General features: G+C 67.9%; 25 protein-coding genes. 10 read left to right on the forward strand and 15 right to left on the reverse strand.

The window, feature by feature from the left end; translation table 11 throughout:
• Nucleotides 1-270 precede the first annotated feature (270 nt).
• From DMB37_RS06225 to DMB37_RS06255, 7 genes are all read left to right on the forward strand, one after another.
• Complete coding sequence (locus DMB37_RS06225) at nt 271-1,320, forward strand: 3-oxoacyl-ACP synthase III family protein (protein WP_135231881.1); 1,050 nt, start codon at nt 271-273, stop codon at nt 1,318-1,320.
• Between the two features lie 8 nt (nt 1,321-1,328).
• Nucleotides 1,329-2,237 (forward strand): hypothetical protein, encoded by a 909-nt coding sequence (locus tag DMB37_RS06230; protein ID WP_135231882.1) that lies wholly within the window; start codon nt 1,329-1,331, stop codon nt 2,235-2,237.
• On the forward strand, nt 2,234-3,907 hold the full coding sequence (locus tag DMB37_RS06235; protein ID WP_135231883.1) for a fatty acid CoA ligase family protein: 1,674 nt from the start codon (nt 2,234-2,236) through the stop codon (nt 3,905-3,907). Before DMB37_RS06230 ends, DMB37_RS06235 begins: the two co-directional genes overlap by 4 nt.
• The gene (locus DMB37_RS06240) at nt 3,904-4,179 is read left to right on the forward strand and encodes a hypothetical protein (RefSeq protein ID WP_135231884.1); all 276 of its coding nucleotides are present in this window, start codon (nt 3,904-3,906) and stop codon (nt 4,177-4,179) included. The genes DMB37_RS06235 and DMB37_RS06240 overlap by 4 nt, the downstream gene beginning before the upstream one ends.
• Before the next feature lie 76 nt (nt 4,180-4,255).
• Nucleotides 4,256-5,302 (forward strand): NAD(P)-dependent oxidoreductase, encoded by a 1,047-nt coding sequence (locus DMB37_RS06245; protein WP_135231885.1) that lies wholly within the window; start codon nt 4,256-4,258, stop codon nt 5,300-5,302.
• Between the two features lie 33 nt (nt 5,303-5,335).
• Nucleotides 5,336-6,580 carry a peptide synthetase gene (locus tag DMB37_RS06250; protein WP_135231886.1) on the forward strand — a complete coding sequence of 415 codons (1,245 nt, stop codon included), beginning with the start codon at nt 5,336-5,338 and terminating at the stop codon, nt 6,578-6,580.
• Nucleotides 6,577-8,691 (forward strand): MMPL family transporter, encoded by a 2,115-nt coding sequence (locus tag DMB37_RS06255; protein ID WP_135231887.1) that lies wholly within the window; start codon nt 6,577-6,579, stop codon nt 8,689-8,691. Before DMB37_RS06250 ends, DMB37_RS06255 begins: the two co-directional genes overlap by 4 nt.
• A 383-nt stretch (nt 8,692-9,074) precedes the next feature.
• Here the strand turns inward: DMB37_RS06255 and DMB37_RS06265 are convergent, their stop codons facing one another.
• Nucleotides 9,075-10,094 carry an NAD(P)/FAD-dependent oxidoreductase gene (locus DMB37_RS06265; RefSeq protein WP_206055202.1) on the reverse strand — a complete coding sequence of 340 codons (1,020 nt, stop codon included), beginning with the start codon at nt 10,092-10,094 and terminating at the stop codon, nt 9,075-9,077.
• A gap of 79 nt (nt 10,095-10,173) precedes the next feature.
• Here DMB37_RS06265 and DMB37_RS06270 point away from each other — a divergent pair, with 79 nt between their 5' ends.
• Nucleotides 10,174-10,764: a helix-turn-helix domain-containing protein gene (locus DMB37_RS06270; protein ID WP_135231890.1), complete on the forward strand. Its 591-nt coding sequence runs from the start codon at nt 10,174-10,176 to the stop codon at nt 10,762-10,764.
• A 167-nt stretch (nt 10,765-10,931) separates the two neighbouring features.
• Nucleotides 10,932-11,675 carry a nucleotidyltransferase domain-containing protein gene (locus tag DMB37_RS06275; RefSeq protein ID WP_135231891.1) on the forward strand — a complete coding sequence of 248 codons (744 nt, stop codon included), beginning with the start codon at nt 10,932-10,934 and terminating at the stop codon, nt 11,673-11,675.
• 412 nt (nt 11,676-12,087) lie between these two features.
• On the opposite strand, the gene rpmB is transcribed toward DMB37_RS06275, so the two are convergent.
• The 7 genes from rpmB to DMB37_RS06310 all read right to left on the reverse strand — a co-directional run bounded on the left by rpmB (nt 12,088) and on the right by DMB37_RS06310 (nt 17,281).
• Nucleotides 12,088-12,309: a 50S ribosomal protein L28 gene (gene rpmB, locus DMB37_RS06280; protein WP_107657782.1), complete on the reverse strand. Its 222-nt coding sequence runs from the start codon at nt 12,307-12,309 to the stop codon at nt 12,088-12,090.
• A 210-nt stretch (nt 12,310-12,519) separates the two neighbouring features.
• Entirely contained in the window at nt 12,520-13,125 is a 606-nt protein-coding gene (locus DMB37_RS06285; RefSeq protein WP_135231892.1) for a response regulator transcription factor, read from the reverse strand.
• A 451-nt stretch (nt 13,126-13,576) separates the two neighbouring features.
• Nucleotides 13,577-13,933 carry a hypothetical protein gene (locus tag DMB37_RS06290; RefSeq protein ID WP_370465400.1) on the reverse strand — a complete coding sequence of 119 codons (357 nt, stop codon included), beginning with the start codon at nt 13,931-13,933 and terminating at the stop codon, nt 13,577-13,579.
• A gap of 115 nt (nt 13,934-14,048) precedes the next feature.
• Nucleotides 14,049-14,279 carry a ferredoxin gene (locus tag DMB37_RS06295; protein WP_135231894.1) on the reverse strand — a complete coding sequence of 77 codons (231 nt, stop codon included), beginning with the start codon at nt 14,277-14,279 and terminating at the stop codon, nt 14,049-14,051.
• A gap of 12 nt (nt 14,280-14,291) precedes the next feature.
• A complete protein-coding gene (locus DMB37_RS06300) occupies nt 14,292-15,494 on the reverse strand; it encodes a cytochrome P450 (protein ID WP_135231895.1) in 1,203 nt (400 codons plus the stop codon).
• 108 nt (nt 15,495-15,602) lie between these two features.
• On the reverse strand, nt 15,603-16,199 hold the full coding sequence (locus tag DMB37_RS06305; protein ID WP_135231896.1) for a TetR/AcrR family transcriptional regulator: 597 nt from the start codon (nt 16,197-16,199) through the stop codon (nt 15,603-15,605).
• A gap of 143 nt (nt 16,200-16,342) precedes the next feature.
• Nucleotides 16,343-17,281 (reverse strand): alpha/beta hydrolase family protein, encoded by a 939-nt coding sequence (locus DMB37_RS06310; RefSeq protein WP_240772265.1) that lies wholly within the window; start codon nt 17,279-17,281, stop codon nt 16,343-16,345.
• A 950-nt stretch (nt 17,282-18,231) separates the two neighbouring features.
• Here DMB37_RS06310 and DMB37_RS06315 point away from each other — a divergent pair.
• On the forward strand, nt 18,232-18,435 hold the full coding sequence (locus tag DMB37_RS06315) for a cold-shock protein (protein WP_069166293.1): 204 nt from the start codon (nt 18,232-18,234) through the stop codon (nt 18,433-18,435).
• Between the two features lie 57 nt (nt 18,436-18,492).
• Here DMB37_RS06315 and DMB37_RS06320 read toward each other — a convergent pair whose 3' ends face one another.
• From DMB37_RS06320 to DMB37_RS06350, 7 genes are all read right to left on the reverse strand, one after another.
• Nucleotides 18,493-19,005, reverse strand: coding sequence for a methylated-DNA--[protein]-cysteine S-methyltransferase (locus DMB37_RS06320; RefSeq protein ID WP_135231898.1), 513 nt, complete (start codon nt 19,003-19,005; stop codon nt 18,493-18,495).
• A 62-nt stretch (nt 19,006-19,067) separates the two neighbouring features.
• A complete protein-coding gene (locus DMB37_RS06325; protein WP_135231899.1) occupies nt 19,068-19,346 on the reverse strand; it encodes an Ada metal-binding domain-containing protein in 279 nt (92 codons plus the stop codon).
• Nucleotides 19,333-20,055: a 2OG-Fe(II) oxygenase gene (locus DMB37_RS06330; protein ID WP_135231900.1), complete on the reverse strand. Its 723-nt coding sequence runs from the start codon at nt 20,053-20,055 to the stop codon at nt 19,333-19,335. Before DMB37_RS06330 ends, DMB37_RS06325 begins: the two co-directional genes overlap by 14 nt.
• Nucleotides 20,052-20,666: a methylated-DNA--[protein]-cysteine S-methyltransferase gene (locus DMB37_RS06335; protein ID WP_135237381.1), complete on the reverse strand. Its 615-nt coding sequence runs from the start codon at nt 20,664-20,666 to the stop codon at nt 20,052-20,054. The genes DMB37_RS06330 and DMB37_RS06335 overlap by 4 nt, the downstream gene beginning before the upstream one ends.
• Nucleotides 20,666-21,139 (reverse strand): RNA polymerase sigma factor, encoded by a 474-nt coding sequence (locus DMB37_RS06340; RefSeq protein ID WP_135237382.1) that lies wholly within the window; start codon nt 21,137-21,139, stop codon nt 20,666-20,668. The genes DMB37_RS06335 and DMB37_RS06340 overlap by 1 nt, the downstream gene beginning before the upstream one ends.
• Nucleotides 21,140-21,188: 49 nt before the next feature.
• Nucleotides 21,189-23,099, reverse strand: a complete 1,911-nt coding sequence (gene recD, locus DMB37_RS06345; RefSeq protein WP_135231901.1) for an exodeoxyribonuclease V subunit alpha — start codon at nt 23,097-23,099, stop codon at nt 21,189-21,191.
• On the reverse strand, nt 23,096-26,617 hold the full coding sequence (locus DMB37_RS06350; RefSeq protein ID WP_370465335.1) for a UvrD-helicase domain-containing protein: 3,522 nt from the start codon (nt 26,615-26,617) through the stop codon (nt 23,096-23,098). The genes recD and DMB37_RS06350 overlap by 4 nt, the downstream gene beginning before the upstream one ends.
• Between the last annotated feature and the right edge of the window lie 90 nt (nt 26,618-26,707).

The following is a 26,707-nucleotide window of genomic DNA, read 5'->3' on the forward strand; positions in this document are numbered from 1 at the left end:
CGACGCGATGCACAGACCCGTTCCGCGTCGCCGTACCAGCCCCGGAAACCCTTGGCAACCCGCACTATTCGGCCCGAATCCACCCCGCCATCGCTCCTTAGCCAGTCGGTCACCAGTTAGTGATACTTCACGAAACATGTACTTATGCACAGTGATCGGCCCCCACTTTTGAGCCATAGGCATTCGTAGTTACCGTCGGGTAGTGTCCGTCGCACCGAAGATCAGAGACGATCCGGAACCGTTTCTTTTCCACGATTTCCAGGAGCGCGCGTGTCGCATTCACGATTCGAATCCATCGGCGCCTATCTGCCTTCGAATATCGTTACCACCCAGGAGCTGCTCTCCCGGTTGAAGGAACCGCCGTCTTTCGATCTCGAGAAAATCACCGGCGTCAAAGAGCGCCGGGTGCACGACACGAACCCGGACAGCTACGAGGACTCCTTCGCGATCGCCGTGAAGGCGGCGGAAGACTGTTTGTCCAGGTCGCGATACGAAGCAGCCGAGCTCGACGTGATCATCTCCACCTCGATCACCCGGAGCAACCACGGCAGCCGCATCTACATGGAGCCGTCCTTCGCCGGTTCGATAAGCCGCCTTATCGGGGCGAAGAACGCGATTACCTTCGACGTGTCGAACGCCTGCGCCGGGATGCTCACCGGCACATACATTCTCGACCGGATGATCCGCTCCGGCGCGGTGCGCAACGGCCTGGTGGTGAGCGGTGAGGCCATTACTCCCATCGCCGACACCGCGGTGGCCGAGATTTCCGAGAAATACGATCTGCAGTTCGCGTCGCTGTCGGTGGGCGACTCCGGCGCCGCGGTCGTGCTCGACGAGGCGGTCGACGACAACGACAAGATCCACTACATCGAGATGATGACCGCAGCGGAGTACTCCGAGCTGTGCCTCGGCATGCCGAGCGACAAGAGCCAGGGTGTTGCGCTGTACACCGATAACCGCAAAATGCACAACGAAGACCGCTTTCTTTTGGGCACTGACAGCCAGATCAACTACCTCCAGGCGCGTGGGCGCACCTTCGCCGACGAGAAGTTCGATTACGTCATCCATCACCAGTTCGGCGCGGCCGCGATCCCGTGGATGAACGCCATCTGCGAGCGCGAGTTCGGCGCCCCGATGCCGCCGGATCTGCGGGTCATCGAGAAGTACGGAAACACCTCCACCACTTCGCATTTCATCGTCCTGCACGATCAGCTCAGCGACCAGAACATCCCGGCGGGCTCGAAGCTGCTGATGATTCCCGCCGCCTCCGGCATCGTGACCGGCTTCCTGTCCACCACCATCTCGTCTCTGAAGGTCTGAGGTCAGCCATGGGCGTGCGCATCAAATCCATCGGCATCAGCCGGGACACGCAGAGCAGTGTGCAGAACAGCGGCCTGGCCGCGAAGCAGAGCCTCGAGCGGGCCGGTGTCCGCCCCGACCAGGTCGGCGTGCTGATCAACGCCGGTGTCTTCCGTGACTCCAACACCGTCGAACCGGCCGTCTCCGCGCTGATCCAGAAGGCGGCGGGCATCGGCCTGGAATACGCGAAGGACGATCCGCGGACGTTCTCGTTCGACCTGATGAACGGCGCGACCGGCGTACTCAACGCGGTCCAGGTCGCCACCTCCATCCTGCAAACCGGCAGCGCCGAGCACGTGCTCATCGTCGCCGGTGACGGTCACCCGTCGATGACCCGATCGGCGGCCACCGACGACTTCCCCTATGCCACTTCGGGAGCCGCGCTGCTGCTCGAGCACACCGACGAGCCGGACGGCTTCGGCCGGGTGCACACGGTGAACGGTGACGGCACCCCGGCGGTCGAGGCGTACGTCGATACGGCGACTATGGGCACCGTCGGCCGCGGCCTGATGACCGTGGACCGGGAACCCGGCTTCGCGGACCGGCTGCTGAGCGTGGCCACCGAGGCTGCTCGGGCGGCGCTCGCCGACGCCGGGCACAGCGACCTGGCCGGCACGGCGCTCATCGCATCGACACCGAGCCCGGACTTCCCGGCCCGGCTCGCGGACGCCCTCGGCATCGACCAGGATTCGGTGCGCACGCCGGACCTGACCGACGGCGACCCGCACACGGCGTCGCTGCCGCAGGCCTACGACCGCGCGGTCGTCTCGGACACCCTGCAGGACTTCACGCACGTGCTGTTCGTCGCGGCGGGCGCGGGCCCGTCGGCGGCGGCGGTGCTGTATCGGCTGCCCGTGCTCGCCGGGGCGGCTGCGTGACCTCGGCGACCTACTGGCAGGCCATCGACCGGTTCCGGGCGTTCGCGCGCACGGAACCGGATCGAGAAGCGGTCATCTACCCCGACGGCGCGAAATCCGCTGACCTGCCGTCCTATCGGCACGTCACCTACCGCGAGCTGGACGACTGGTCCGAGGCGATCGCCGAGCGGCTCACCGCAGCAGGCGTCGGCACCGGCACGCGCACCATCGTGCTGGTGCTGCCGAGTCCGGAGCTCTACGCGATCCTGTTCGGGCTCTTGAAGATCGGCGCCGTGCCCGTGGTGATCGACCCGGGGATGGGCCTGCGCAAAATGGTGCACTGCCTGCGCGCGGTCGAAGCGGAGGCGTTCATCGGCATCCCGCCCGCGCACGCCGTGCGGGTGCTGTTCCGGCGCAGCTTCCGCAAGGTGCGGACCACGGTGACCGTGGGCAAGCGCTGGTTCTGGCGTGGCGAACGGCTCGCGGCCTGGGGCACCACGCCGTCCGGTGTCGCGCCCGAGCGAGTACCCGGCGCAGCGGACGACGTGCTGGTCATCGGATTCACCACCGGCAGTACCGGACCCGCCAAGGCGGTCGAGCTGACCCACGGCAATCTGGCATCGATGGTCGAGCAGGTGCACACGGCCCGCGGCCGGATCGCGCCGGAGACCTCGCTGATCACCTTGCCGCTGGTCGGAATTCTCGATCTGCTGCTCGGATCGCGCTGCGTGCTACCGCCGTTGATCCCGAGCAAGGTCGGTTCGACCGACCCGGCACATGTGGCGCATGCGATCGAGAAGTTCGGCGTACGGACGATGTTCGCCTCCCCCGCGCTGCTGATTCCACTGCTGCGCCATCTGGAGCAGCGGCCGATCGAGCTGAAGACGTTGGGCAGCATCTACTCCGGTGGCGCGCCGGTACCCGACTGGTGCATCGCCGGGTTGCGCGAGGTGCTGGCCGAGGACGTGCAGATCTTCGCCGGCTACGGGTCCACCGAGGCCTTGCCGATGTCGCTCATCGAATCCCGGGAGCTGTTCGACGGTCTGGTGGATCGGGCGCATCGCGGCGAGGGCACCTGCATCGGGCGTCCGGCGGACCAGATCGCGGCCAGAGTAGTTGCCATCACCGACGAACCGCTACCGACCTGGGCACGGGTCGAGGAGTTGGCCGGCGACCTCGAAAGTTCGCGGGGTATCGGCGAACTGGTAGTCGCAGGACCGAATGTCAGTACGCACTACTACTGGCCGGCGGAGGCGAACCGGCAGGGCAAGATCGTCGACGGCGACCGGATCTGGCATCGCACCGGCGATCTCGCCTGGATCGACGACGAGGGCCGCATCTGGTTCTGCGGGCGCAAGAGTCAGCGGGTGGTCACCGCCGACGGGCCGATGTTCACCGTCCAGGTCGAGCAGATCTTCAATACTGTTGCGGGCGTTGCCCGGACGGCGCTGGTGGGTGTCGGCGCGCGCGGTGCGCAGCGCCCCGTGCTCTGCATCGAATTGCAGCCCGAGGCCGACGGCGCGGCGGTCGGGGCCGCGCTGCGGGCCCGCGGGTCGGAGTTCGAGCTCACCCGTCCGATCGCGGATTTCCTGATCCATCCCGGTTTTCCGGTCGACATCCGGCACAACGCCAAGATCGGCCGGGAGCAGCTCGCGCAGTGGGCCACCAAGCAGATCGGAACGGGCACATGAGTGCGAAAACAACGGCGCTGCGGGCGATCCCGATTCTCGGCTGGTTGTACCTGGCCGGCGGTGTGCTGGCGATCGCGGCGGATCGGGTGCCCGAGAACCGGGTGCTGCGCGCCGCGTGGTGGATCGACGCGTTCCTCAGCGTCGTGGTGCACGCGGCCCAGATCCGGCCCGCGCTGCGGGCGGCCGAGGGTTCGGGGTGCTCCCCCGTCGAGACGGCCGTGTTGACGCAGATCTTCGGAATGACCTGGTGGCGAACGCAGGAGACGCAATGAGCGAGCGGCAGCGAGCGAATCGACGGCACCGCGCCGATGTGGGCATGGCGGAGCCGAGCGCCGGCGAGGCGCAGGCATGAGCAAGGTGTTGGTGACCGGCGCCTCCGGGTTCCTCGGCGGGGCGCTGGTGCGCAGGCTGGTCCGCGACGGCGAGCACGAGGTGTCGATCCTGGTGCGGCGCACCAGCAAGCTGACCGATCTCGGCACCGACGCCGACCGGGTACAGCTGGTGTACGGCGATCTCACCGATCCGGCCTCGCTGGTGGCCGCCACCAACGGCGTCGACATCGTGTTCCACAGTGCCGCACGGGTCGACGAGCGCGGCACCCGCGAACAGTTCTGGAACGAGAATGTCCGCGCGACCGAACACCTGCTGGACGCGGCGCGCCGCGGTGGCGCGTCCCGGTTCGTCTTCATCTCCAGTCCGAGTGCGCTGATGGACTACGACGGCGGCGACCAGCTCGACATCGACGAGTCGGTCCCATACCCGCGGCGCTACCTGAACCTGTACTCGGAGACCAAGGCGGCCGCCGAAAGGGCCGTATTGGCCGCCAACACCGCAGGATTCACCACCTGCGCGCTGCGGCCACGCGCGATCTGGGGCGCGGGCGACCGGTCCGGCCCGATCGTGCGGCTGCTCGGTAAGACCGGCGCCGGTACGCTGCCGGACATCTCGTTCGGTCGCACGGTGTACGCGTCGCTGTGCCACGTCGACAACATCGTCGAGGCGTGCGTCAAGGCGGCGGCCTCGGATGCCGTGGGCGGCAAGGCGTATTTCGTCGCCGATGCCGAGAAGACGAACGTCTGGGAATTCCTCGGCGCCGTGGCCACCGACCTCGGTTATCAACCACCGAGCCGCAAGCCCAACCCCAAGGTGATCGACGCGGTGGTCAACGTCATCGAAACCCTCTGGCGCATACCGGCGGTCGCCACGCGCTGGTCGCCGCCGCTGTCGCGCTACGCCGTCGCACTGATGACGCGCAGCGCGACCTACAACACAGCCGCCGCCGCTCGCGATTTCGGCTACGCCCCGGTGGTCGACCGGGACAGCGGGCTGGCCACCTTCCTCGCGTGGCTCGAAACCCAGGGCGGCGCCGTCGAACTCACTCGAAATTTGCGCTGAACCGCAGCACCCAGTCGGCACCGGAGGTCACCAATGAACCAAGCTTCGCGCAGCGATTCCGTGCGTCCGGCGACGAGTGGGCCCACCGGCACCGTCTTCCGCCGGAAGATCTCGCCCACCGAGCGCCTGTACTTCTTCACCAGGGAAGTGTCGCCGCCCTTCCTGATGCACCTGGCCGTGCACGGCGTCGGCACCCTGGACCCGAATGCGGTGCAGCGCGCGGTAGACGTGGCGTCCGCGGCGAATCCCGGTGCGCGGCTGGTCCGCGACGGCAACTACTGGGTGGACAGCGGTGTGCCCGCCCAGGTTCGGGTGGTCCCCGGCTGGACGCTCGACTACGCCACGCTGGAAGACGATGCGGTGTTGAACAGCCCGATCGGGCCGACGCCGGAGCGGACCACCGAGGTACTGCTGCTGACCGGTGAACAAACCACCCTGGTATTCCGTGTCTTCCACGGAGTGATGGACGGGATGGGTATGCGGATGTGGGCCGACGACGTGCTCCGCGCGCTGCGCGGGGTGGCGCCGGTCGGTGCGCCCGATCCGATCTCCGACGCCGAGTTGGTGGCGCAGGTGGGTGCGCCGGGCAAGCAGACGCTGGTGCTGCCGACCTATCCGGCGGCGACCGGACGCGGGCGGCAGGATCCGAGCGCGTCGCGATGGTTGTTGCGGCACCGCACCATTCACGCGAACGGCAAGGGCATCGTCGCGCGAGTCTCGGCGATCCTCGCCGCCGAGGCCGGTGCGAAGTCTCGCTTCATGGTGCCGGTCGACCTGCGCAGGCACGACCCTGCCCTGCGCTCGACCGGCAATCTCGCACTGCCGCTGTTCGTCGACGTTGCGCCCGGCGACAGCTGGGAAACGGTCAGTGCCCGAATGCGAGCCGGGCTGCAAGGCAAGACCGAGTTGAACCAGCTCGACAACGGTGGCCTGTCGAAGTTTCCGCCCGCCGCCATCCGGACGGTGCTGCGGGTGAGCAACTGGCTAGGGGCCCGGTGCAACCGGAACATGGTGTCCGCCACGGTGTCTCACATGGGCAGCGTCGATCTGGACGAGATGGCCGTGCCCGGGTGGACCCCAAGCACGATGCGGGTGCTGCCCCAGCACAGCGGAGCGATGCCGATGCTGTTCGGCATCGTCGAGTCGCGCGGCCGGCTCGAGCTGACGGTGTCCTGTCGCAACGGCGCCGGCGTCGAGCCGCGACTGGAAGCACTGCTCGACAAGATCGCCGCCACCCTCGAAGCCGATCTCGCACCCCAAGATTCACCGGCGCGATGACCGGCTGGGCACGGTTCGTCATCGCCCGGCCGCGCACGGTCCTCGCCGTGGTCGTCGGAGTGATGCTGCTGTTCGGGCTGCTGGGGACGAATACCGCCGACAAGGTCAGCGCGGCAGGCTTCAATGACCCGCACAGCGAATCGGCGGCGGTCGATCGGCTGGTGCGCGAGCACTTCGGCCCGCAGACGCCCGACGCGGTCGCGCTGTACACCGCGCCCGACGGCCAGACGCTCGACGACATCGGCCCTCGGGTGCGACAGTCGCTCGCCGGGATCGATCCCGCGCTGCTGGAACGCCCGGTCGAAACCTATTGGAACAGTGTGCCGCCGCGTAAACAGTTCCTGCGCTCCGCCGACAACCGGCAGGCGCTGGCGGTGGTGTTTCTCGCGGGCGACGACAATCGACGGGTCACCGCCTATCCCGATATCGAAGCGGCGCTGCGGGTGCCGGGCATCGACACCAAGTTGTCCGGTTACAGCGCATTGGCGACCCACATCAACAGTCAATCGCAGCATGATCTGGTGCGCGCCGAATCCCTCTCGCTGCCACTCACTCTGCTGATCCTGGTGCTGGTGTTCGGTGGTGTGGTCGCGGCGTCGCTGCCGGTGGCGGTCGGGGTTCTTGCGGTGCTCGGTGCGATGGGCACCATTCGTCTGCTCACCGAATTCACCGAGGTGAGCACCTTCGCGGTGAATATCGCATCGCTTCTCGGTTTGGGCATGGCGATCGATTACGGGCTGTTCCTGGTAACCCGGTTCCGGGAGGAGCTCGCCGGTGGGCGCGGTATCGAGTCCGCCATCGAACGCACCTGCGCGACCGCCGGTCGGACCGTCGCCTTCTCGGCGCTCCTGCTGATCTGTGCCTTCGCAGGCACTTTCGTGTTCCCGCAGGCCGTGCTGCGGTCGCTGGGGTTCGGCGCGATCGCCGCGGTCGCGCTCGCCGCAGGTCTCTCGCTCACCGTGCTGCCCGCCATGTTGGCGCTGTTCGGTGCTCGAATCGGTAAGGCGGGCGGCAAAGATCGCACCGAGCGGTTCTGGGGGCGGGTGGTGGACGCGGTGCTGCGCAGGCCTGGCCTCGTCACCATCGTGGTCGGCGCGATCCTTGTGCTGCTCGCCGTGCCGCTCACCGGCGCGAAGCTGGGCGACATCGACCACCGCGCGTTGCCCGCGGGCAATGAAATGCGCACCACCGTCGAGGAACTCACCGCCACGTTCCCCGCGGCGAGCAGCGGTGTCACGGCGGTGCTGCACGGCGTCGATGGGCCGCCGCAGTCGGCCGCGGTGGATGCCGCGAGCACGGCGCTCGGCCGGGTCGACGGTGTCCGGCAGGTGTTCCAGGTGGGCCGGGCCGATGATTTCGTCGTTTTCCACGCGTTCCTCCAGGCCACCGACCGCAGTGAAAAAGCCTCGGCCACTGTGGAAGACATCCGTGCGTTGACTCCCCCGGACGGTACATTCCTGCGGATCGGTGGCGATACCGCCGCCACCGTCGACAGCGTGCACTCCATCGTGCGCGCCATGCCCTGGATGATTCTGGCGATGGTGAGCGCGACCGTGCTGCTGCTCGCGGCGGCGTTCCGCTCGATCGTGTTGCCGCTCAAGGCCGTAGCGATGGCCTTCCTCAGTCTTGCCGCCACCTTCGGCGTGCTCACCTGGATTTTCAACGACGGCCACCTGGCGGGTGTCCTCGGTATCAGTCCGGGGCCGCTCGCCGCGGGCATGCTCGTGCTGATCATCGCGGTCGTCTTCGGTTTGTCCACCGACTACGAGGTATTCCTGCTGTCCCGCATGGTGGAGGCGCATGCGGCGGGGGCCGATACCTCGGGATCGGTCCGCGTCGGGACGCTCAAGACCGCCCGTGTCATCACGGCCGCCGCGACGCTGCTGATCATCGTCACCGGTGCGTTCACTCTTTCTCCGTTGACGCCCATGCGTTTTCTCGGACTCGGCATGATCATCGCGTTGCTGATCGACGCCACCTTGGTCCGCATGCTGCTGGTTCCCGCGTTGGTCGAACTCATGGGCCCGGCCAATTGGTGGACGCCTTTCCCGCGCCGCCGGCTCATTCCCGCCACTGTCGAGCCCTCGAAGGAAACGGCCTCGATTCGGTGAGTCGGTGGCGCAGAAGTTCCAGGCGCACAGCAAAAATGCCCGTTACGCCTGGAACATCCGCGAATGTCCTATTTGCGGACTAAATTTCATACCGATCGGTCGCCACGCCGCACAGAAGATTGCAATACCTTCGGTGACTACCCAGGCTTAGCTCCCATGTCCGCCGCCTGCCCCTCCTGCTCCTGGCCCTCGCCCATGCTCGTCTCCGCACACGGGGCGGTGCGCTATTTGCGCTGCGTATGTGGCAGGTTCCTGGTGTCGCACGGTGGCGGGGTCGACCTGGTGTCCGGTCGGAGTGCTTGCGGCACACCGAAGGCGGCTGAGCATCTCGAGCTGATTCCGCTGCCCGAGGGGTAATCTCGCGGGTCAGGTGAGCGCGTCGATCACAGTCCGTGCCGACGCTCGGCCGACACCAACTCGCCGACGTCCGCTTCGCTCTCCGGGGAGAACGGGTTTCGGTACGCATCGACCGCTCGGCGGGTGTCCTCGGTGACCAGATCGGCGTTGATCTGGGCTGCCGCGAAAGCGCCTGCCGCCGCGGCTCCGCCGACCTGCGCGGACAAGTCGGTGACATTGCCGGCGACCCACACACCGGGTACACCGGTACGGCCGGTCGCATCCGCCGGGACGTGCTCACCCATACCCGACGGGTGCGGTGCGGGCTGAAGCCCCAGTGCCGCAAGGAAATTCGAGCGCGCCACCATCCGGGACTGGACCGTCACCGCCTCCCGAGCGACCACCGTGCCGTCGCTCATGCGCACGCCTGCCAATCGGTCGTCGACGATCTCCAAGGCTGCCACTTCGCCTGCCACCACCCGGATGCCGCGGGCAGCGAGTTGCTCCGCCTCCGCTGGAGTAGGCGACGGCATGGTGTGCGTGAAGAGCGTGATGTCGGCGCTCCACTGGCGGAACAGAAGTGCCTGGTGCACCGCCATCGGTCCGGTGCCGAGGACGCCGATCGCTCGGTCGCGCACCTCCCAGCCGTGACAGTACGGGCAGTGCAGCACGTCCCGTCCCCACCGCTCGCGCAGTCCGGGGACGTCCGGTAGTTCGTCGACCAGGCCGGTGGTCACCAGCAGTCGCCGGGCGCGGACCGCCCGGCCGTCCGCCAGGGTCACCGCGAATCCCTCGTCCACCCGGTCCACCGCGGTGACTTCACCGGTGACCACCTGACCGCCGTACCCCCGCACCTCCGCTCGACCGCGTTCCAGCAGCTCGCCCGGCGCCATTCCCTCCCTGGCCAGCAGTCCGTGCACGCCGGTCGCCGGGGTATTGCGCGGCGCGCCCGCGTCGATCACCACCACCGACCGCCGTGCCCGTCCCAGCATCAGCGCCCCGCTCAGGCCGGCCGCGCCACCGCCGACAACCACCACGTCATAGCCGTCTTTCAGCTGTTCAGTCATCTCGACCACCTCCGCGACCACCATGCGACCGAGCCCGGCATATGTGCAAACTTTGTTGCCGATCTGGCAAGATGGCGGCATGGACGACGATCTCGATCAGGCACTCGACGCGGTCGGACCACGGCTGCGCGCACTGCGCAGGCAACGCGAAACCACCCTGGCCGACCTCTCGGCCGCCACCGGCATCTCGGTCAGCACGCTGTCTCGCCTGGAGTCCGGCGGCCGCCGCCCGACCCTCGAGCAACTACTACCCCTCGCCCGCGCCCACGGCGTCACCCTCGACGAACTCGTGGACGCACCCGCCACCGGCGACCCGCGCATCCACCTGCGACCGGTCACCCACCACGGCATGACGATCCTCCCGCTGACCCGGCGAGCGGGCGGCATCCAAGCCTTCAAGATGGTGATCGCGGCCGACTCCCGCCGCAGCGAACCCGCGCCGAAGACGCACGAGGGCTACGAATGGCTCTACGTCCTCAACGGCAAGTTGCGGCTCGTCCTCGGCGAACGCGACCTGATCCTCACCCCCGGCGAGGCCGCCGAATTCGACACCCGGGTACCGCACTGGTTCGGTGCCGCCGACGCCGAACCCGTCGAATTCCTCAGCCTTTTCGGCAAACAAGGCGAACGTGCACACCTGCGCGCCCGGCCCAAACCACCAGAGCGGTAGCCGCCCGGAAAATCGGTCGAGTTCATCGCGCCGGCCCGGTACGATCCGACTCGTGGAGTGATGACCGATGCCGAGTGCGCCCGCCGAATAACGCTGCCCCAGTTGTGGTTCAGCGCCCGGTGGTGCTGCCCGTATCCGTCATCACTCCGCTTACCCCTGGGACGACTATGACCGACAAGACCTTCCTTTCACACGTCACCGAACGATTGGCCACCCTCCCCGGCGTCCACGCCGTCACCCTCGGTGGTTCTCGCGCGCAGGGCACCCATGCCGCGGACAGCGACTGGGACCTCGCCGTCTACTACCGAGGAAGCTTCGAGCCCGCCTCGCTCCGTGAAATCGGCTGGCCTGGTGAGGTTTCCGAGATCAGCGGGTGGGGTGGTGGCGTCTTCAACGGCGGGGCATGGTTCACCATCGATGGGCGCAAAGTCGACGTCCACTATCGCGACCTCGACGTGGTCGACCATGAACTAGCCGAGGCCGAGCAAGGTCGGTTCCATTGGGAGCCCCTGATGTTCCACCTTGCCGGTATCCCCAGCTACCTGGTGGTCGCTGAACTCGCCATCAACCAGGTACTGCACGGCACTCTCCCCCGCCCGTCCTACCCTGCCGCCCTTCGTGAAGCGGCGCCGCCGATTTGGCGGAATCGAGCCACGATGACGCTGCAATACGCCAAGAACAACTACGTCGTACGCGCCCAATCCACGGAAGTAGCAGCGACTCTCGGCGTCGCGGCGATGCAGGCAGCACACGCGGCTCTCGCCGCTCGCGGTGAATGGGTTACCAACGAAAAGCGGCTGCTGGAACGGGCTGGGCTACGGGGTATCGACGCGATCGTCGCCGGGCTCGAGCCTGAACCGAAATCCCTCATCCGGGCGATCAGCGAGGCAGAGGCGTTGCTGGACAAATGATCGTGGGGAACTGGTGGTGCGGCGCTCTCTGCCCCCACCAGTTCCCGATCGATCCACCAGCAGGCTCAGTGTGTGAGCGTTGGACGTAGGCGGCTTTGCAGTCGAGGGCTGTGGTGTCCGTAGTTCGGATCGTTCAGTGCCGCGGCGACGAAATCGGTATGGCGCAAACGGCGTCCGAGCCGAGTCTCCAGACAGCCGATGCACAGAATGTTGTCCGACGAAGCCGCGGCGCATTCCCACACGCGGTCGTGCACCGTGTACCACTCGTCCGGGCCGTCGAGGGGCGCGGTCGGCAATCCGCAGTCGTGGCACAGAAATTCGTCTCGCTCGTACTGCGGATGCCGACCACCGTTCAGCCATACCAAGAATCGGCGGGCCGGGGCCGAAACAAGCTGCGCCGCTGTCGCTGTGACTATGCGCGCCGCTGTACGCTGCCTTTCTTGATGCACGAGGTACACACCTTCATCCGCACGGGCGCACCGTTCTGCACGGTCCGCACCGGCTGAATATTCGGATTGAACCGGCGACTCGTCCGCCCTTTGACGTACCGCCGTTGCGCACGGCGTCCGGCGCGGGCCACCCGCTTGCCGAAACTCGGCTTCTTACCGCACACGTCACATTGAGCAGACATCATCTCTCCTGTTCTCCGACGGCAGTCACCATCGGCTCGGCATCGGGGTTGTTCGCAGCGATATTGTTGGCGGCAAGGCACCAGCCGTGCGCTGCGTTTGATTCGCGGACCGAACGGCACGCACGCGACTGACCAGCGCAGATGGCGAACCGTGCAAGGGTTGCCCGACCGCCGACCGATGCAGATCGCACGCCACTCCGTGCAAAATGCACGTCAAATCCATCCCCGGCCAACCGCAATCCGTATCGCCTCGATGCGATTACGAGCCCCCACCTTGCGATTGATGGCGGCCAGATTATTGCGAACCGTCCCCGCCGAAAGATGCAGTGCCTCAGCGATTTCCGCGGGCGTGCGCCCCTGCGCGGCCAGCCGGAGGATATCGAGATCGCGATCAGTGAGCGGATTGTCGGGCCCGCCCAAGGCTTCGGCAACCGCCTGCGGCTCCAGCACCCGATCCCCATGCGCAACCCTGCGCACAGTGTCGGTCAACGCCTCGATCGACGCCCCCTTACTCAGCACCCCCTCCACCCGAACCGCCAACGCCGCCCGCAGCACATCGGGCCGACTCGGCCCCGTCACAATGATCACCCGACAATCCGGCACCGCCGATTTCAACTGCGCCGCAGCCGAAACCCCATCCAGCCCCGGCAGATCGGCGTCCAACAACGCCAGATTCGGCCGAGTACGCAGTGCACCCGGCACCACCTCGCTCCCCCGCGATACTTGCGAAACCACCTGCACGCCGGGCTCGCCGGCCAGCACGGCAGCCACCGCTTCACGAGGCAGCCGTAGTCCGCCGGCGATCAGCACGCGAATCATGAGACAGCCCCGAGGGTCTCCGAAGACACAAAAACTCCTGTTGCGACAGTCGGCAAGAAATACGGGCAGGCCAGGGCCACGTACGCCAACTGCGCACAGAAAATAAAACGGGTACGACAAAGCCCCAGGCCGCGGGAGAAGCCGTCCACGACAGACCCGGAGCACGCGTCAGCGGCTCACGGGGTCAGTGCCGGAAAACGGCTACGCGGCCTGGGAAGGAATACGTCATCACCTCGGAACTCGACCGGAGCACCCCTACGCACTCCGTAAACGCCACCACCCTACGACCAACCACACCCCACGCCAACCCATTTTCAACCGGCCGCAACCCCGGTGAGCGCCCGCTACGCCGACCTCCCAGCCCTACCCAGCTGACAAAATTGTTCATCAACACTCTGGCCATCCACCCAACGCCGCGCTGATGCGTGGCGGAACACGATCACGATCACGATCACTGTCCGTATGAGAACCGGAGGTCGGCGAAGAGTAGGTGGTTGAGGCGGCGGCGCAAGTGTCCGGTCTTGCTCTGGTCCGGGAGTTCGGCCGGGGTCAGCAGGGTAAATCTCAGTAGGGTCTGTCCGCCCTCGGCAGGCGTCAGCTCGAAGTGCACCTGGTCATCGGGGCGACTCGGCCAAAGCGACGACCACACAACCCTGTTGGGTTTGTCCGCCTCCAGCACCTTGGGTTCGACCTCGTCGGGCAGCAACTCGAGCCACGCACGCCCTCGTGGGCGTCGCGGCTGCGTCAGCGACTCCCAGACGGCGAGCGGAGGTGCGGGCAGCGTTCGTGCCCGCGAGCCGATCTCCATCACACTCGCAGCGTAAGACGCCGACTTGTCCACGACTGCGCAAGTGGCGAACTGCGGGCGATTGCCGACGCCGCCGGCTGGGAACGAGCCCATCCGGCAGCGCCGTCGGACCTGCTCACTGTTCGGGGGCGAGGATGGCTCCGGATTCTTCCTCACGAATAAGGATTGCTTCGATGGGGCAGGATTCGGCGGCATCGATGAGGAGGTCGTCGGGTGGGACTAGGTTGGTGATGGGGCTGGAGCGACCTTCGACGAGGGTGAAGTGGTCGGGGGCCAGGCCGGTGCACATGCCGGAGCCGAGGCAGGTGGTTCGGTCGACTTCTATGCGCCAATGTTGGTCAGCCATACTCGTTTCCCCTTACCAGGTCACCGGGAGCGCGGTGGGTCCGCGGACCAGCAGACCGGTTTTCCACGGTACTTCCTCGAACGGGACGGCCAGGCGTAGCGTCGGGAAGCGGTGCAGCAGTGAGCCTATCGCGACTTGCAGTTCCAGGCGGGCCAGTTGGGCGCCGAGGCAATGGTGGACGCCGTGGCCGAATGCCATGTGGGGGTTGTGCATTCGGGTGAGGTCGAGTTGTTCGGAGTTGTCGAAGATGGCTTCGTCGCGGTTGGCGGCCTGGGTGTTGACGATGACCGCCTCGCCTGCGCGGACGGTGACGCCGCCGAGCGGGACGTCCTCGGTGGCGACCCTGGCGAACGAACCGCCGGAACCGAGTTGGACGTAGCGCAGGAGTTCTTCGATGGCGGCGGGCACGAGTTCCGGACGGGCACAGAGCAGTTCCCAGTGCCGCGGTTCGCTGAGCAGGACGTAGGTGAAGTTGGCGATCTGGTTGGCGGTCGTTTCGTGGCCGGCGATGAGCAGGCCGATGCCGAGGTTGACGAGTTCGTCCTCGGTGAGCCGGTCCTCGTTGTCGCGAGCGGCGACCAGCGCGCCGAGCAGATCGTCGGTCGGCCGCGCCCTGCGCTGCGCCACCAACTCGGCCAGGTAGGCCTCCAAAGCCGTACGCGCGGCATCGATCTGGGCCGGGGTGTGCGCGGTGGTGGAGAGCACGGTGTCGGAGAAATCCCGGAACCGGTGCTGGTCCTCGGTGGGAACGCCGAGCATTTCGCAGATCACGGTGACGGGCAGCGGCAGGGCGAGGCTCTGCACCAGATCCGCTACCGGCCCGGCCGATTCGATCGCGGCCAGCCGTTCGTGCACGATCTCCTGCGCGCGGGGGCGGAGTTGCTCGACCCTGCGACTGGTGAACGCCTTGGCGACCAGCTTGCGCAGCCTGCTGTGCTCGGGCGGGTCCATGCTGAGCAGCGAATTCTGCCGCGACGGTTGCGGTGTGGTGCGCGGGATGTCCTCGCGGTCCACCGTGGCGGCGCGACTGAATCGCGGGTCGGCGAGCACCAGCTTGGCATCCGCGTAGCGGGTGACCAGCCAGCCCTCGACACCGTAGGGCAGCTGCACGCGGGAAACCGGTTCCTCCCGGCGCAGTTTGGCGAACAGCGGGTCCATATCGAGGCGGACGGGTTCACCGAAAGGGTAGTGACGCACCTCGGTTTTCACGGTCATGCGGGGCTCCCTTCGCCGACGCCGACTGGCGCGGTAAGCGATGTAAGCAAGTGCTTACAAGAGTCCATGTTAGGGAGGTCACAATGCTCCGTCAACGGTCGGATTCCGTTACGGCGGTGGGAAATTCACGTCCACCCGGGCCAAGAGCACCTGCGCGGCGCGCAGCACATGGCGAGCAACCGTGGTCGGGTCGGCGCTGGCCAGCGGCTCTCTGCGGTGCACCGAACGCATCAATCCGATGCCGAGCAACCAGGCGAGCAGCAGGTCGGCATACAGCTCGCTATCGGGGTCGTCGCTGAGCGTGGACAAGGCGCGGACGTACTCGTCGCCCAGCTCGCGCCGGATCGCCGATACCCCCTCGTCGTGCCCACTGGACCGCAGCGCCGCCTGCAACCACTGCCCTTGCGCGACCGATCCGGCCGGTTCGAGCGCCCGCGCGAGCAGCCTGCTCAGCAGTCCGTCGACCGACCCCTCCTCGAGCATGCGCCGGCCCTGGTCCGCGATCGCGGCCCGGAACAGTTCATCCTTGTTGCCGAAATACCGGAACAGCAGCGCCTGATTCACGCCGGCCCGCGTCGCGATGTCGCGCACCGTCGCGCGCTCGTACCCCCGTTCGGCAAACAATTCCTGCGCCGCGGTCAGGATCGCCGCACTGGTGGCGGCCGAATCCCTTTTGCGGCTGACCGTTTCGTTCTCACTCGACATGCATCCTCCGGTTGCCGAATCTCCGGAAGAGCAGCGTAAAGCAGGCAACCGGTCCTTCGCTGCCACCGGCGGTAGCCCGCGGACGGACCCGAGTCAGGGGCGCCAGACCCTAGCGGCGGAAACCGCCTGGCAAATCAGACATTTCACGCACCGAGCGCTCCGGCCAGCAGCGGCCAGGAATCGTGCAGATCCGTTTCGAACTGCCCCCAGGTGTGCGCACCCTCGGGCCGGTTGATGTGTACCGCGGGCACACCGAGCTGCGCGAGCCTGCCCGCGAAAGCCGCCGTGCACGAGCTCGCGATGGCCTCGAGCGGCGGGAAGGCCAGTCCGCCCTGGTCGATCGCGCCGGGCGTGCCGGTGGCGGCGGACAGGTAGATCGCCTTCCCGGCGAGTGCGGACGCATTGGCGAACGCGTCGTGCGCACGCCAGAGTTCGCTGCCGGGCGCGCCCCACATGTTCGCCGTATTGCCGCCGCCGCGCAGCACCTGCGCGTTCACCATCGCCGCGCCGACCGCGTCCGCACTCCAGGGGCACCCGCTGTACGCCGCGACGGCGCTGTACACCTCGGGCGCCTGAATCGCGAGGTCCACCGCGGATCCCCCACTCATCGACACCCCCGCGATCGCATTGCGCCCGGTACTGCCCAGCTCCGCGTCGAGAACTCCGGGGAGTTCGCGGGTGAGATAGGTCTGCCAGCGGTTGCGCCCGACCGCCGGATCGTCGGCGATCCAGTCCGTGTACAGGCTGAACGCACCACCCACCGGCATCACCACGTTGACGTGCTTGTCGGCGAAGAACTCCCGGACATCGGTGTCGTCCCACCACGAGATGCCGTCCACACCCCCACCGATCCCGGTGAGCAGGTACAGCGTCGGCGCCGGACCACCGGTCGCCCGAATCACCCGATTGGTCACCACCCGATCCATCGAGGGCGAGTAGACATCCATCCGCGAGACCGAACCACCCAGCGACGCCTCTTCGACCAGCCGCGCCCCGGTCGGCACCGCCGCTACCGAGCCGACGGACAGCAGCGAAACCAGCAACACACCGACAACCGAAACCAGATATTTTGAAGCCGCCACTATCCCGTTATACCGCCGGGCGATCGACCCAAAACCCGAAGTGGAAGACCAAGATTCGGGTCTTGACAGGGTCGTCGACATGGCGTGTGATGTCCCCGCCAGACCCCGGACCAGCTGCGATGACACTGATCATGTACCGGGGCAGGCATTGTCGCTGCGAGCGTGCGAACGCTCCCGGAAACAGCTGCACGACTGGCTGATTCAGGAAGATGCGCAGCCGCGGCGAATGCCCAGCATGCTTCGACGGCGATGACCACCCGCCGCGCAGCCAGCGGCTGGAGATTCGTCACCCGCAGCGACCAGCCCTCGTCGAGGCGACCCCCGCATGGCGAATTTCAGCCCGCCCCCTCGCTGCCAAGAATTCTCGAAAAACTCGACACCAAGGTGTGCCAGGCGTATAAGGCAGTCCGGCACCGGCAATCGAGCGTGCCGCACGCACCAATTTGCAGCCCGCAAATTTTCACTCACACCCTCCGTCGTCGTGCACACCGTCGACGTCGAGCCCGAACGGAACTACCCGCTGGACGTCAGCGAACAAATCACACTAAACCGGCGGATTTCGCCCCGAAATGTCCGAATCGTCCCCAGCGCGCACCCGCCGCGCCCGCGACGCCCCGACCGATGCACGCCCAGGCCAGCGCGATCCAGCACCGACCCGATCGACCACGCCACGAGCACCGAAGCCCCGCGGCGCGCCGAGCGAACAAAATTGGTTGTCTGCCACGCCGCCCAGGCCGCGCCACGCACAATCGGCGAGAAAAAGGTAGGCTTGCGCGGCGCTAGTGCTGTCGGCGGCAAGCCGGTAGCACAGTGAGCGGAGAATGCTTTTGCACACAATCCGCCCGCCCGCGTTAACCATGCGGCAAGCGCGCATGGAATGCTGTCCATCGAGTCCTTGTTTTTCGCAAGATTTCCGTGGACTGAACAATCACCGAGTAAGAGGAGAAAATATGACACAGGGCGTCGTCAAGTGGTTCAACGCGGAGAAGGGGTTCGGCTTCATCGCGCAGGACGGCGGCGGTCCCGACGTCTTCGTCCACTACTCGGCTCTCGGCGGGTCCGGGTTCAAGTCCCTCGATGAGGGACAGCGCGTGGAGTTCGAGGTCGGCCAGGGCCAGAAGGGTCCGCAGGCCACGGACGTCCGCGCCATCTGATCAGGCCGGATTGAGCTCCTCCCACTCACGTGGTGGGAGGGGCACACCTGCCACCGTTCAGGCCAGTGGAACGGGCAGCAGGAGATCGACCGACTCGAGGTCCAGTAGCGCGCGTTTGACAGGCAGTCCACCCGCATAGCCGGTGAGAGCGCCGTCCGCGCCGAGGACCCGATGGCACGGAATCAGCATCAACAGTGGGTTGCGCGACAACGCGCCGCCGACCTTGCGGGCGTCCGCGGGGCCACGGTCCAGTGCGCGAGCGAGCGCCCCGTAGGTGGTCGTGTCGCCATACCGAGTGGTGCTTTCCAGAGTTTCCAGGACTTGACGGTCGAAGGCGCTCAGCGCGGACCGATCCGTGCGAACGGTGAACTCGCGGCGGGTGCCCGCCAGATAGCCGTCGAGCTGAGCGACCGCCGTCACCACATATTCCAACGCACACGAGTTCTCGGCTGTCGGCGTGGCCGGAGCGTCGTCGGTGAAGATCACCCGGCTGACGCCCACCGGTCCGGCTTCGATCCGGACGTTGCCGAGAGGCGTGGCGTGCACTGTCCGGGCGGCTGAGATCTGCATGATGACTCCCTGTTCGGCGATCTTGTCACCCAGTAGACGGTGGCCGGCCCCCGAACGTGAGATCACTGAGAGTTGTTGTCTCGCGCGGCTTTCCACGCGGCATACGGCTCCGGTAGGCACACCGCACACGGCCGATAGCCCGCGCTGATCGCGGTGGACTCGTCGGCGAAGAAGACGCGATGCGCACGGTAGGCGCCGCGCGCCAAGGTGCGTAAGGCGGACGGGCAGTCCAGGCGACCGTAGATCCTGCCGCGCCGATGACCGCCGTACCGGCCCGGTGTCGGGCTGCGATACGGGCGGCCGTCGGCATCGAGCAGCGTGTACCCGCTACTGGGCGTCATGCAGCACGAGGCCGAGGGTGTGCCGGATACCGCCGCGGATCCGGCTGACACCGTGGCGCACCGGGGCACGAGACCAGCCGCGGCTCGACGGCGTCGGACGGTCGCGCGTGGTGAAGATCAGACCGTGCCCCTGCTCCAACACGGTGACAGTGGCCTTGGACTGCGCCCTCGCCCGCTGCTCGACCAGCAGGAACTCACCACCGGTGTGGTCGATCCCCGGACGGTCCAGCCCGATCACCACTTGCAGCGGGAACACCAGGTCACCGTAGAGGTCACGGTGCAGGGCATTCCAGTCACCTTCGGTGTAGCGCAACAGAATCGGCGTCGGCTTGACCTGCCCGGCAGCGTGGCAGGCGTCGAGCCAGTCGGCGAAGTCGTCCGGCCACGGCGCCGGATCACCGAGTCGTTCGGCCCAGGAACGGGCCACCGGCAACAACTTTCGATAGAACGCCGCGCGCAGCGTCATGATCGGATCGGGTACCGGATCGGCGAAGTATCGGTAGGTGCCCTGACCGAACCGGTAGCGTGCCATGTCGATGGTGGAGCGGAATCGCTCGACGTCATCCCACATTTCGGTGAATTCGGCGCATTCGTCGGGCGTCAGGATCGGGCCGGTCTGGGCGCAGCCGGACAAGTCGAGTTCGTCGACCAGCGTGGGCCAGGACTGCGCGCCCACCCGATCAGCCAGCGGGGCAAGGGTTTTCCTCATGCCGACTCCAGCGTCAGCAGCGTCGTCTTGGCCTCGATGCCGCCCACGTACTGACCGATCGATCCGTCACTGCGCACCACCCGATGGCACGGAATCACCACGGGCAGTGGGTTGTGCGCGCAGGCCGAGCCGACCGCACGGACCGCCCGGGGATTACCGACGGCGGCCGCGACGGCGGCGTAGCTTTCGCGACGCCCATAGCCGATGTCGGTGAGATGCTCGATCACCTGCCGGCGGAATCCACCGGTCAGTTGCAGATCCAAAGGCAGGTCGAAATGCGTTCGGGCACCGGCGAAGTACTCGTCGATCTCGCGCGCCGCGGCGTCCAGGCGCGCCGGTGCGGCGAGTACGCGCGGACTGACCCGCTCGGCCAGCGTGGTGAGGACTGCGTCGTGGTCCTCGTTGGGGTAGGCGACGCGCACCAGACCCGCTGGGGTCGCCGCGAGCAGCAGCGCGCCGACAGGAGTGTCGATGGTGCGGTAGGCGACGTCGAGCAGTCCCGCGGACTGCGCGTCCACGGCCAACCGGCGGCGCAGCTCGGCCAGCAGGGCGAGGTCGGGGGTGAGGCCGTCGAACAGGCCGTTCGGGTCGCCACGGTCGATGGTGGCCATCATGAGTCATCCTTCGGGTAGAGCTTGCGCAGCGTTTTGAGGCCGTCGGCGGCGGCGCGGCGGGCGGCATCGGTGGAGTTGCCGAGCAGCACGGCGATCTCGGCGTGTGGCAGGCCTGCCAGGTAGTGGTAGGCGACCGCCTGGCGTTGCTTGGGCGGCAACGCTTTCAGGGCGGCCCAGAGGTGCGGGTCGTAATCGGCCGGGTCGGGGTCGGTGGCCGGGCGTTCGGGCAGCGTCTCCGCCGGGACCGGGGCGCGGGTGAGCGCCCGGCCGACATCGATCGCGCGACGGTGCGCGATGGTGACCAACCAGGCCTCGATGTTCGCCCCCGGGTCGAGGTCGGGATACGCGCGCAGGGCGGACAGGAACGTCTCCGACCACGCGTCGGCCGCATCGGTCGGACCGAGCACCGCCCGGCAGACGCGCAGCACCATCGGGCCGTATTCGGCCACCACTTCCTCGAACGGAGGCAATCTCACACTGGGTAGACGGCCACGCCGCCCGAAACGTGAGATGTGCCGGTCATCGGCCGTCCTCGCGGCGGGACAACCCGCTGGCGCGCAGCACCCGGCGTGCGATACCGGCCCTGATCGACTCGTCGGTGCCGATCACCCGGACGTGGCGGCGGGCGCGGGTAATCGCCGTGTACAGCAGTTCCCGAGTCAGCAACGTCGATTCCGGTTCCGGCAGGACCACCGAGACGGTGTCGTACTGGCTGCCCTGGCTGCGGTGGATCGTCATGGCGAACACGGTGACCACGGCCGGGAACTGGGTCGGGTGCACCAGGTACGGCTCGCTACCGCGTTGCAGTGCGGCCCGCAGGGAACCGTCGGGCATCCGCACGACGACGCCGGTGTCCCCGTTGTAGATGCGCGCCTCGTGGTCGTTGGCGGTGACCAGCAGCGGCTGGCCGGGATACCAGGGCGCCAGGTGCGAATCCGGGCCCGCGCCCCCGGCGGCCGCCCACTCGGCGGCCATCCGGTCCCAGCGCTCGACGCCGAACGGACCCTGCCGATGCGCGCACAGCAGCCGGTGCGATTCGAGGGCGGTGAGCGCACCTGCGGCATCACCGTCGAGGGCGGCGGTGGTCACCTCGCGCGCGGCGCGCACGACATCGGCCCGCACCCCGGCCATCTCGTCGGGTGCGCTCAGCGACAGTTCGTCACCGCCCCCGCGGAGCAGTTCGAGCGCGGTGTCGGCGTCGCCTGCGCGCACCGCGACCGCGAGGTCGGCGATCCGGCCGCCGAAGCGCCGGCCGCGGGTCAGTCGAACGATGCCGCCGCGCAGGCGAGTCCGCTCCAGCGTGCTCAGCGCCGACGAATCGCTGTCCGGCGCGGCCGATTCCGGTGAATCCGCGCCGAGGATCTCGTCGAGCATCGGATTCGGTTTGCCCGCAACGGGTCCCGCGACGAGGTCGGCCAGCACCGCGCCCGCGTCGACCGAGGCGAGCTGGTCCGGGTCGCCGACGAGCACCAGCCGGGTGTCGGGGCGCAGGGCGGCGAACAGCCTGCTCATCATGGTGAGCGACACCATGGAGGTTTCGTCGACGACGATCACGTCGTAAGGGAGCCGGTTGAATTCGTGGTATTTGAACCGGGTGGTGCGGCCACGCTGCCAGCCGAGCAGGCGGTGCAGGGTGGCGGCGGTGAGGTCGGGCAGGCCGAGCTCGTCGGCTTGCTCGCGCACGGCCTCCTGCAGGCGCGCGGCCGCCTTGCCCGTCGGCGCGGCCAGCGCGATCCGCAGTGCGGGCAGTTTGGGATTGGCTTTGCGGTGCGCGTCGAGCAGGCCGATGATGCGCGCGATGGTGTGCGTCTTGCCGGTGCCAGGACCGCCGGCCACCACCGTGGTCCAGTGGGTCGCGGCGAGGGCGGCGGCGAGCCGCTGGCGGTCGGGGACGCCGCCGACCGATGCGTCGAACAGCCGATCCAGTTCGCGGCGAACGATATTCGGGTCGACCACCGGGTGGTGCCCGGACCGCTCGGTGAGCACCCGGCGGACGGTCTGCTCCTGCTGGTAGTACCGGTCCAGGTAGAGCAGCGGGCCGGTGTCGTCGCGGCGCTGCGATTCCACCAGCCGCAAGGGGCACAGCGGGCCCGCAGGCCCACCGGTCACCAGCGGGCTGACCCGCAGCGCGGCCACCACCGCGTCGATCTCGGGCCACGGCAGCGTCGCCGGATCGATGCGCTCGCCGGTGTCCCAGGTCTCGTCGGCGTCGATGCCGATCTCGCGCATCCGGTGCAACTCCAGGCACACCGAACCGGAGCGCACCGCACGCACCGCCAGCGCCGCCGCGAACAGCACCGCCTCGGTGTCCTCACGGCCCAACCGCCCCAGCCGAACCGCGACATGCACGTCCGCAGCCGACAGCACCCCCGCCTCGTTGAACGTCCGCAGCAACCCGGTCCCCCGCTGCGCCAACTGAATCGAGGTCATCGGCTGACCTCGCCGGCCAGCAGGCGCGACAGCGCGATGATGAGAGCAGCCGGCGGATTCCAGTCGAAAACGCCGTGACCGTTGGGGGTTTCGGGGCCGACCATGCCGCGGACGAAGAGGTAGCGCGCGCCCCCGAGGTGCCGGGCGGGGTCGTAGCCGGGCAGCCGCCAGCGCAGGTAGCGGTGCAACGCGACCCCGTACAGCAGAGCCTGCAGCGGGTAGTGCGAGCGCATCATCTCGGCGGCCATCCGGTCGCGCGTGTAGTGCTCGACGGTGAGATCGCCGGTGCCGAGGCGGTTGGTCTTGTAGTCGACGATCACGAATCTGGTGTCCGCGCCGTCGGTTACCCGCAGCACGGCGTCGATACTGCCGGTCAGGTAGCCGCGCAACGGAATGTCGTCGAGAGTCGCCAGGTGGTCGGCGTAGCCGAAAAGGTCGTCGTCGGCTGGTAAGTGGGTGCGCAGCAGGTCCGCGATCTGCCGCAGCGTCGCCGATTCGGCGCGCGGCGCGTCACCGCCCGCAAGCGGTAGCTCGAATTCCAACTCGTTCAAGCGATCTCGGCTGGAGATGTCGGCGAGCGAGCCGATACCGAGCGGAGTGCGCAGCACGGCGAGCAGGGCGGTGCTGAGCACTTCCGGATCGGCTTCGGCCATGAGTTCATCGACTGCCGCGCGGCAACGCTGATCCACCTCGGCGGCCAGATCCGGTGCGTCCGTGTCGATCAGCTCGAGTACGCCGTGCACCAGAGTGCCGAACTCGGCACCGTAGGGCAGCGAGTTCATCAGCGACGGCGCGCCCGCGAACACCTCCTCGACCTCGGCGACCACCGGGGCGCTCGGCTCGTCGGCCGGCCCGCGCGTGTCCTCGGGTTCGATCTCCAACTCGGGCGTGACCGGGCCGTGCGCGGAGGCGGTCAACGCCGAGTACGAGGTGCGCCGCCACAGGTGGTCCAGTTTGCGGTCGAAGCGGGCGGCGGCGATGTCACCGGTGACCGGTTCGGTGCGCACCCGCTGGATCGCGACATCGTCGGTTCCGGCGACGGCCGTCACCGAGATGGCTTGCGCCGCGCCCCCGGCCCACGCCGAAAGCATGCTCGGCGCAACGGCATCCGCGGGCACGGCGGCCCGCGGCGGTACGGTGTCGCCGCCGTCCGGACGACCAAGGATCATTCGGTGCAGCGGCGAGGCCGCGGTGGTGATCGCGGGCGCCCACCACGCGACGACCTGGCACATGGCACGGGTCAGCGCGACATAGAGCAGGCGCAGTTCCTCACCGGCCTCCTCGGTCTCGCTGCGTAGCTTGCGTTCGGCGTATCCGGACGCGTCCGGCCCACCGACGTCGAGCACGCGCATGTCGTTGTCGTCGTGGAACAGCAGCGTCGCCGGATACGGGTTCTTCGCGTTGTCCCAGGCGAACGGCAAGTACACGATGGGGAATTCGAGGCCCTTGCTGGCGTGCACGGTGGCGATCTGCACGGCCGCGGCATCGCGGTCGAGCCTGCGGCTGCGGTCAGCCACGGTGCCCGACGCGGGATCACGCACCCGGTCGGCCAGCCAGCGGGTCAACGCGGTCAACCCCAGCGACTCGGTGAGCGCAACCTGATCGAGCAGTTGCGCGATGTGCCGCAGATCGGTCAGCTGCCGCTCCCCGTTCTCGACGGCGAGCAACCGCTGCGCCAAATCGGCTTCGGCGGAGATCTTTTCGAAGACCGCGGCGAACCCGGCGCGGGCGAACAGCCGTGCGGCATCGCGCAGCTGGGAACTGACCCGGCCGACCAGATCCGCACCGCCGCTGTCGATCTCGGCGGCGGTGACGCCGATCAATGGTGTGCAGGCCGCCAGCCGCACCCGGTCACCGCGATGCGGCTGCTCCAATGCGCGCAGCAGCCACAACCAGTCGGTGGCACTGCTGGTCGCGAACACGCTGGTACCGCCTGCGAGCACGGAGGCGACCCCGACTCGGTCCAAAGCCGCACGCACGACATCTATTTGGGAGCGCGTCCGCACCAGCACCGCGATATCGCCGGGGCTGATCGGCCGGCGCATTACAGCGTCCGGGGGCGCGTCGGCAGCCGGCTGTCCGGCATCGCCGGACGGGCTACCTCCGCCGGACGATCGACCCACCTCCCGCGCACCGCTCAGCTCCATTGCCGGATCGACAATCGGCCTGCCGACTGCGGCATGCGGCCCTGCCACGGAATCCGGACCGGCGTGGCGGGCCGAAGTGGCCAACGAGGTGCCCGACTCGAGCAGCCGGACGATATCGGCGGCCAGATCGTCGGCGACCTTCGCGCGCATCCGACCGACAGCCGGGAATCCAGACTTGTTCAGCAGCCCCGCACCAGTGCGCGGCAAGCACCGCATCCGCATCGGCGTGACCAGTTCCGCCGGCCCCGACAGTCGCGACCACGGCCGAGTGGCGGCCACCGGGTAGACGGTGATCTCCTTGTGCCCCAACGCCGCACCACCTTGCAGATGGTCCAGCGCGGCCAGCAGCCCGGCGTCACTGCGCCAGTTGGTGGTGAGCTCCTTACGGGTGTCCGCGTGCCCGACCGCGTCCAGGTAGCTGAGCACCTCGGCGCCGCGGAAGGCGTAGATGGCCTGCTTCGGATCGCCGACCAGCACCAGCGTGGTGTGACCGTGGAAGGAGCGGCGCAGGATGTCCCATTGCAGCGGGTCGGTGTCCTGGAACTCGTCGACCAGCGCGACCCGATAGCGCTCGCGAATGCGGCGGCAGGCGCGCGGCCCGTGCTCGGTGTCGGCCAGCACGTCGTGCAACAGCACCAGCAGGTCGTCGAAGTCGCGCAGCCCGGCCAGCCGTTTCCGGCGTTCGGTCTCCGCGCGGACCGCCGCCGCGAAGGCCACCCGCTCCCCCGCCGCGCCGTCGCCCTTCGGCATCAGCACCGCGTGCCGGTCGCGCACGGCGGCCAGCGCCAGCGTGTGCGCCTCCTTCACCGAGAACGGCGGTTCGGTGCGGGCGTAGCGGTTCAGGTAGAGGTCGTCGGCGACCGTGCCGACCAGTTCGTCCACGTTCTCGACCAGCCGCGAACCGGGATCGTGCTCGCCGGCCAGCCCGAGCTCGTCCAGCATCCGCTGGCAGAAGCTGTGCGTGGTGGCGATGGTGCCCGCGTCGAAATCCGAGAGGGCCGCGAGCAATCGGGCCCGCCGACGCCGCACCTCGTCCGAGTCCGCCTGCGCGAGATGCCGAATCAGCTCGTCGGCGTGCGCACGCGCGAGTTCGGGGTCTGCCAGACCCGCCGCGACGCCCACGAACCGATCCCGCGTGCGTTCCCGCAACTCCTGGGTGGCCGCGCGACTGAACGTCACGAGCAGCAGCTGCGAGACATCAATGCCGGCCTCGGCCACATACCGCACCGCCAGCCCGACGATCGCGTGTGTCTTACCAGTTCCCGCGCTCGCCTCCAGCACGGTCGTGCCGGTGGGCAGCGGGCCGTACGGTTCGAAACTGTCGGGCGCGTCGCTCTCGGGCACCACGAACGAGGTGTCTTGCACGGTCACGCGAACACCCGCCTTTCGACCCGCCGAAACCGCCATTCTGCCGGTCCGACGGGCCGCTCGGTGCCACCGACACGCGTGACGGACACCGCC

Source organism: Nocardia sp. CS682 (assembly GCF_004634405.1).
GTDB classification, from domain to species: Bacteria; Actinomycetota; Actinomycetes; order Mycobacteriales; family Mycobacteriaceae; genus Nocardia; species Nocardia ninae.

Excerpts from the sequence above, each read along its gene's own strand:
- DMB37_RS06285 (WP_135231892.1), bottom strand. The coding sequence starts at position 13,125 with ATGATTCGCGTGCTGATCGCCGGCGGACTACGGCTGCCTCGTGAAGCG.
- DMB37_RS06335 (WP_135237381.1), bottom strand. The coding sequence starts at position 20,666 with ATGGCCACCATCGACCGTGGCGACCCGAACGGCCTGTTCGACGGCCTC.
- DMB37_RS06325 (WP_135231899.1), bottom strand. The coding sequence starts at position 19,346 with ATGACGCCCAGTAGCGGGTACACGCTGCTCGATGCCGACGGCCGCCCG.
- DMB37_RS06250 (WP_135231886.1), top strand. The coding sequence starts at position 5,336 with ATGAACCAAGCTTCGCGCAGCGATTCCGTGCGTCCGGCGACGAGTGGG.
- DMB37_RS06315 (WP_069166293.1), top strand. The coding sequence starts at position 18,232 with ATGACACAGGGCGTCGTCAAGTGGTTCAACGCGGAGAAGGGGTTCGGC.
- DMB37_RS06320 (WP_135231898.1), bottom strand. The coding sequence starts at position 19,005 with ATGCAGATCTCAGCCGCCCGGACAGTGCACGCCACGCCTCTCGGCAAC.
- DMB37_RS06230 (WP_135231882.1), top strand. The coding sequence starts at position 1,329 with ATGGGCGTGCGCATCAAATCCATCGGCATCAGCCGGGACACGCAGAGC.
- recD (WP_135231901.1), bottom strand. The coding sequence starts at position 23,099 with ATGACCTCGATTCAGTTGGCGCAGCGGGGGACCGGGTTGCTGCGGACG.
- DMB37_RS06305 (WP_135231896.1), bottom strand. The coding sequence starts at position 16,199 with ATGTCGAGTGAGAACGAAACGGTCAGCCGCAAAAGGGATTCGGCCGCC.
- DMB37_RS06275 (WP_135231891.1), top strand. The coding sequence starts at position 10,932 with ATGACCGACAAGACCTTCCTTTCACACGTCACCGAACGATTGGCCACC.
- DMB37_RS06240 (WP_135231884.1), top strand. The coding sequence starts at position 3,904 with ATGAGTGCGAAAACAACGGCGCTGCGGGCGATCCCGATTCTCGGCTGG.
- rpmB (WP_107657782.1), bottom strand. The coding sequence starts at position 12,309 with ATGATGTCTGCTCAATGTGACGTGTGCGGTAAGAAGCCGAGTTTCGGC.
- DMB37_RS06295 (WP_135231894.1), bottom strand. The coding sequence starts at position 14,279 with ATGGCTGACCAACATTGGCGCATAGAAGTCGACCGAACCACCTGCCTC.
- DMB37_RS06270 (WP_135231890.1), top strand. The coding sequence starts at position 10,174 with ATGGACGACGATCTCGATCAGGCACTCGACGCGGTCGGACCACGGCTG.
- DMB37_RS06265 (WP_206055202.1), bottom strand. The coding sequence starts at position 10,094 with ATGACTGAACAGCTGAAAGACGGCTATGACGTGGTGGTTGTCGGCGGT.
- DMB37_RS06290 (WP_370465400.1), bottom strand. The coding sequence starts at position 13,933 with ATGGAGATCGGCTCGCGGGCACGAACGCTGCCCGCACCTCCGCTCGCC.
- DMB37_RS06330 (WP_135231900.1), bottom strand. The coding sequence starts at position 20,055 with ATGAGGAAAACCCTTGCCCCGCTGGCTGATCGGGTGGGCGCGCAGTCC.
- DMB37_RS06245 (WP_135231885.1), top strand. The coding sequence starts at position 4,256 with ATGAGCAAGGTGTTGGTGACCGGCGCCTCCGGGTTCCTCGGCGGGGCG.
- DMB37_RS06255 (WP_135231887.1), top strand. The coding sequence starts at position 6,577 with ATGACCGGCTGGGCACGGTTCGTCATCGCCCGGCCGCGCACGGTCCTC.
- DMB37_RS06300 (WP_135231895.1), bottom strand. The coding sequence starts at position 15,494 with ATGACCGTGAAAACCGAGGTGCGTCACTACCCTTTCGGTGAACCCGTC.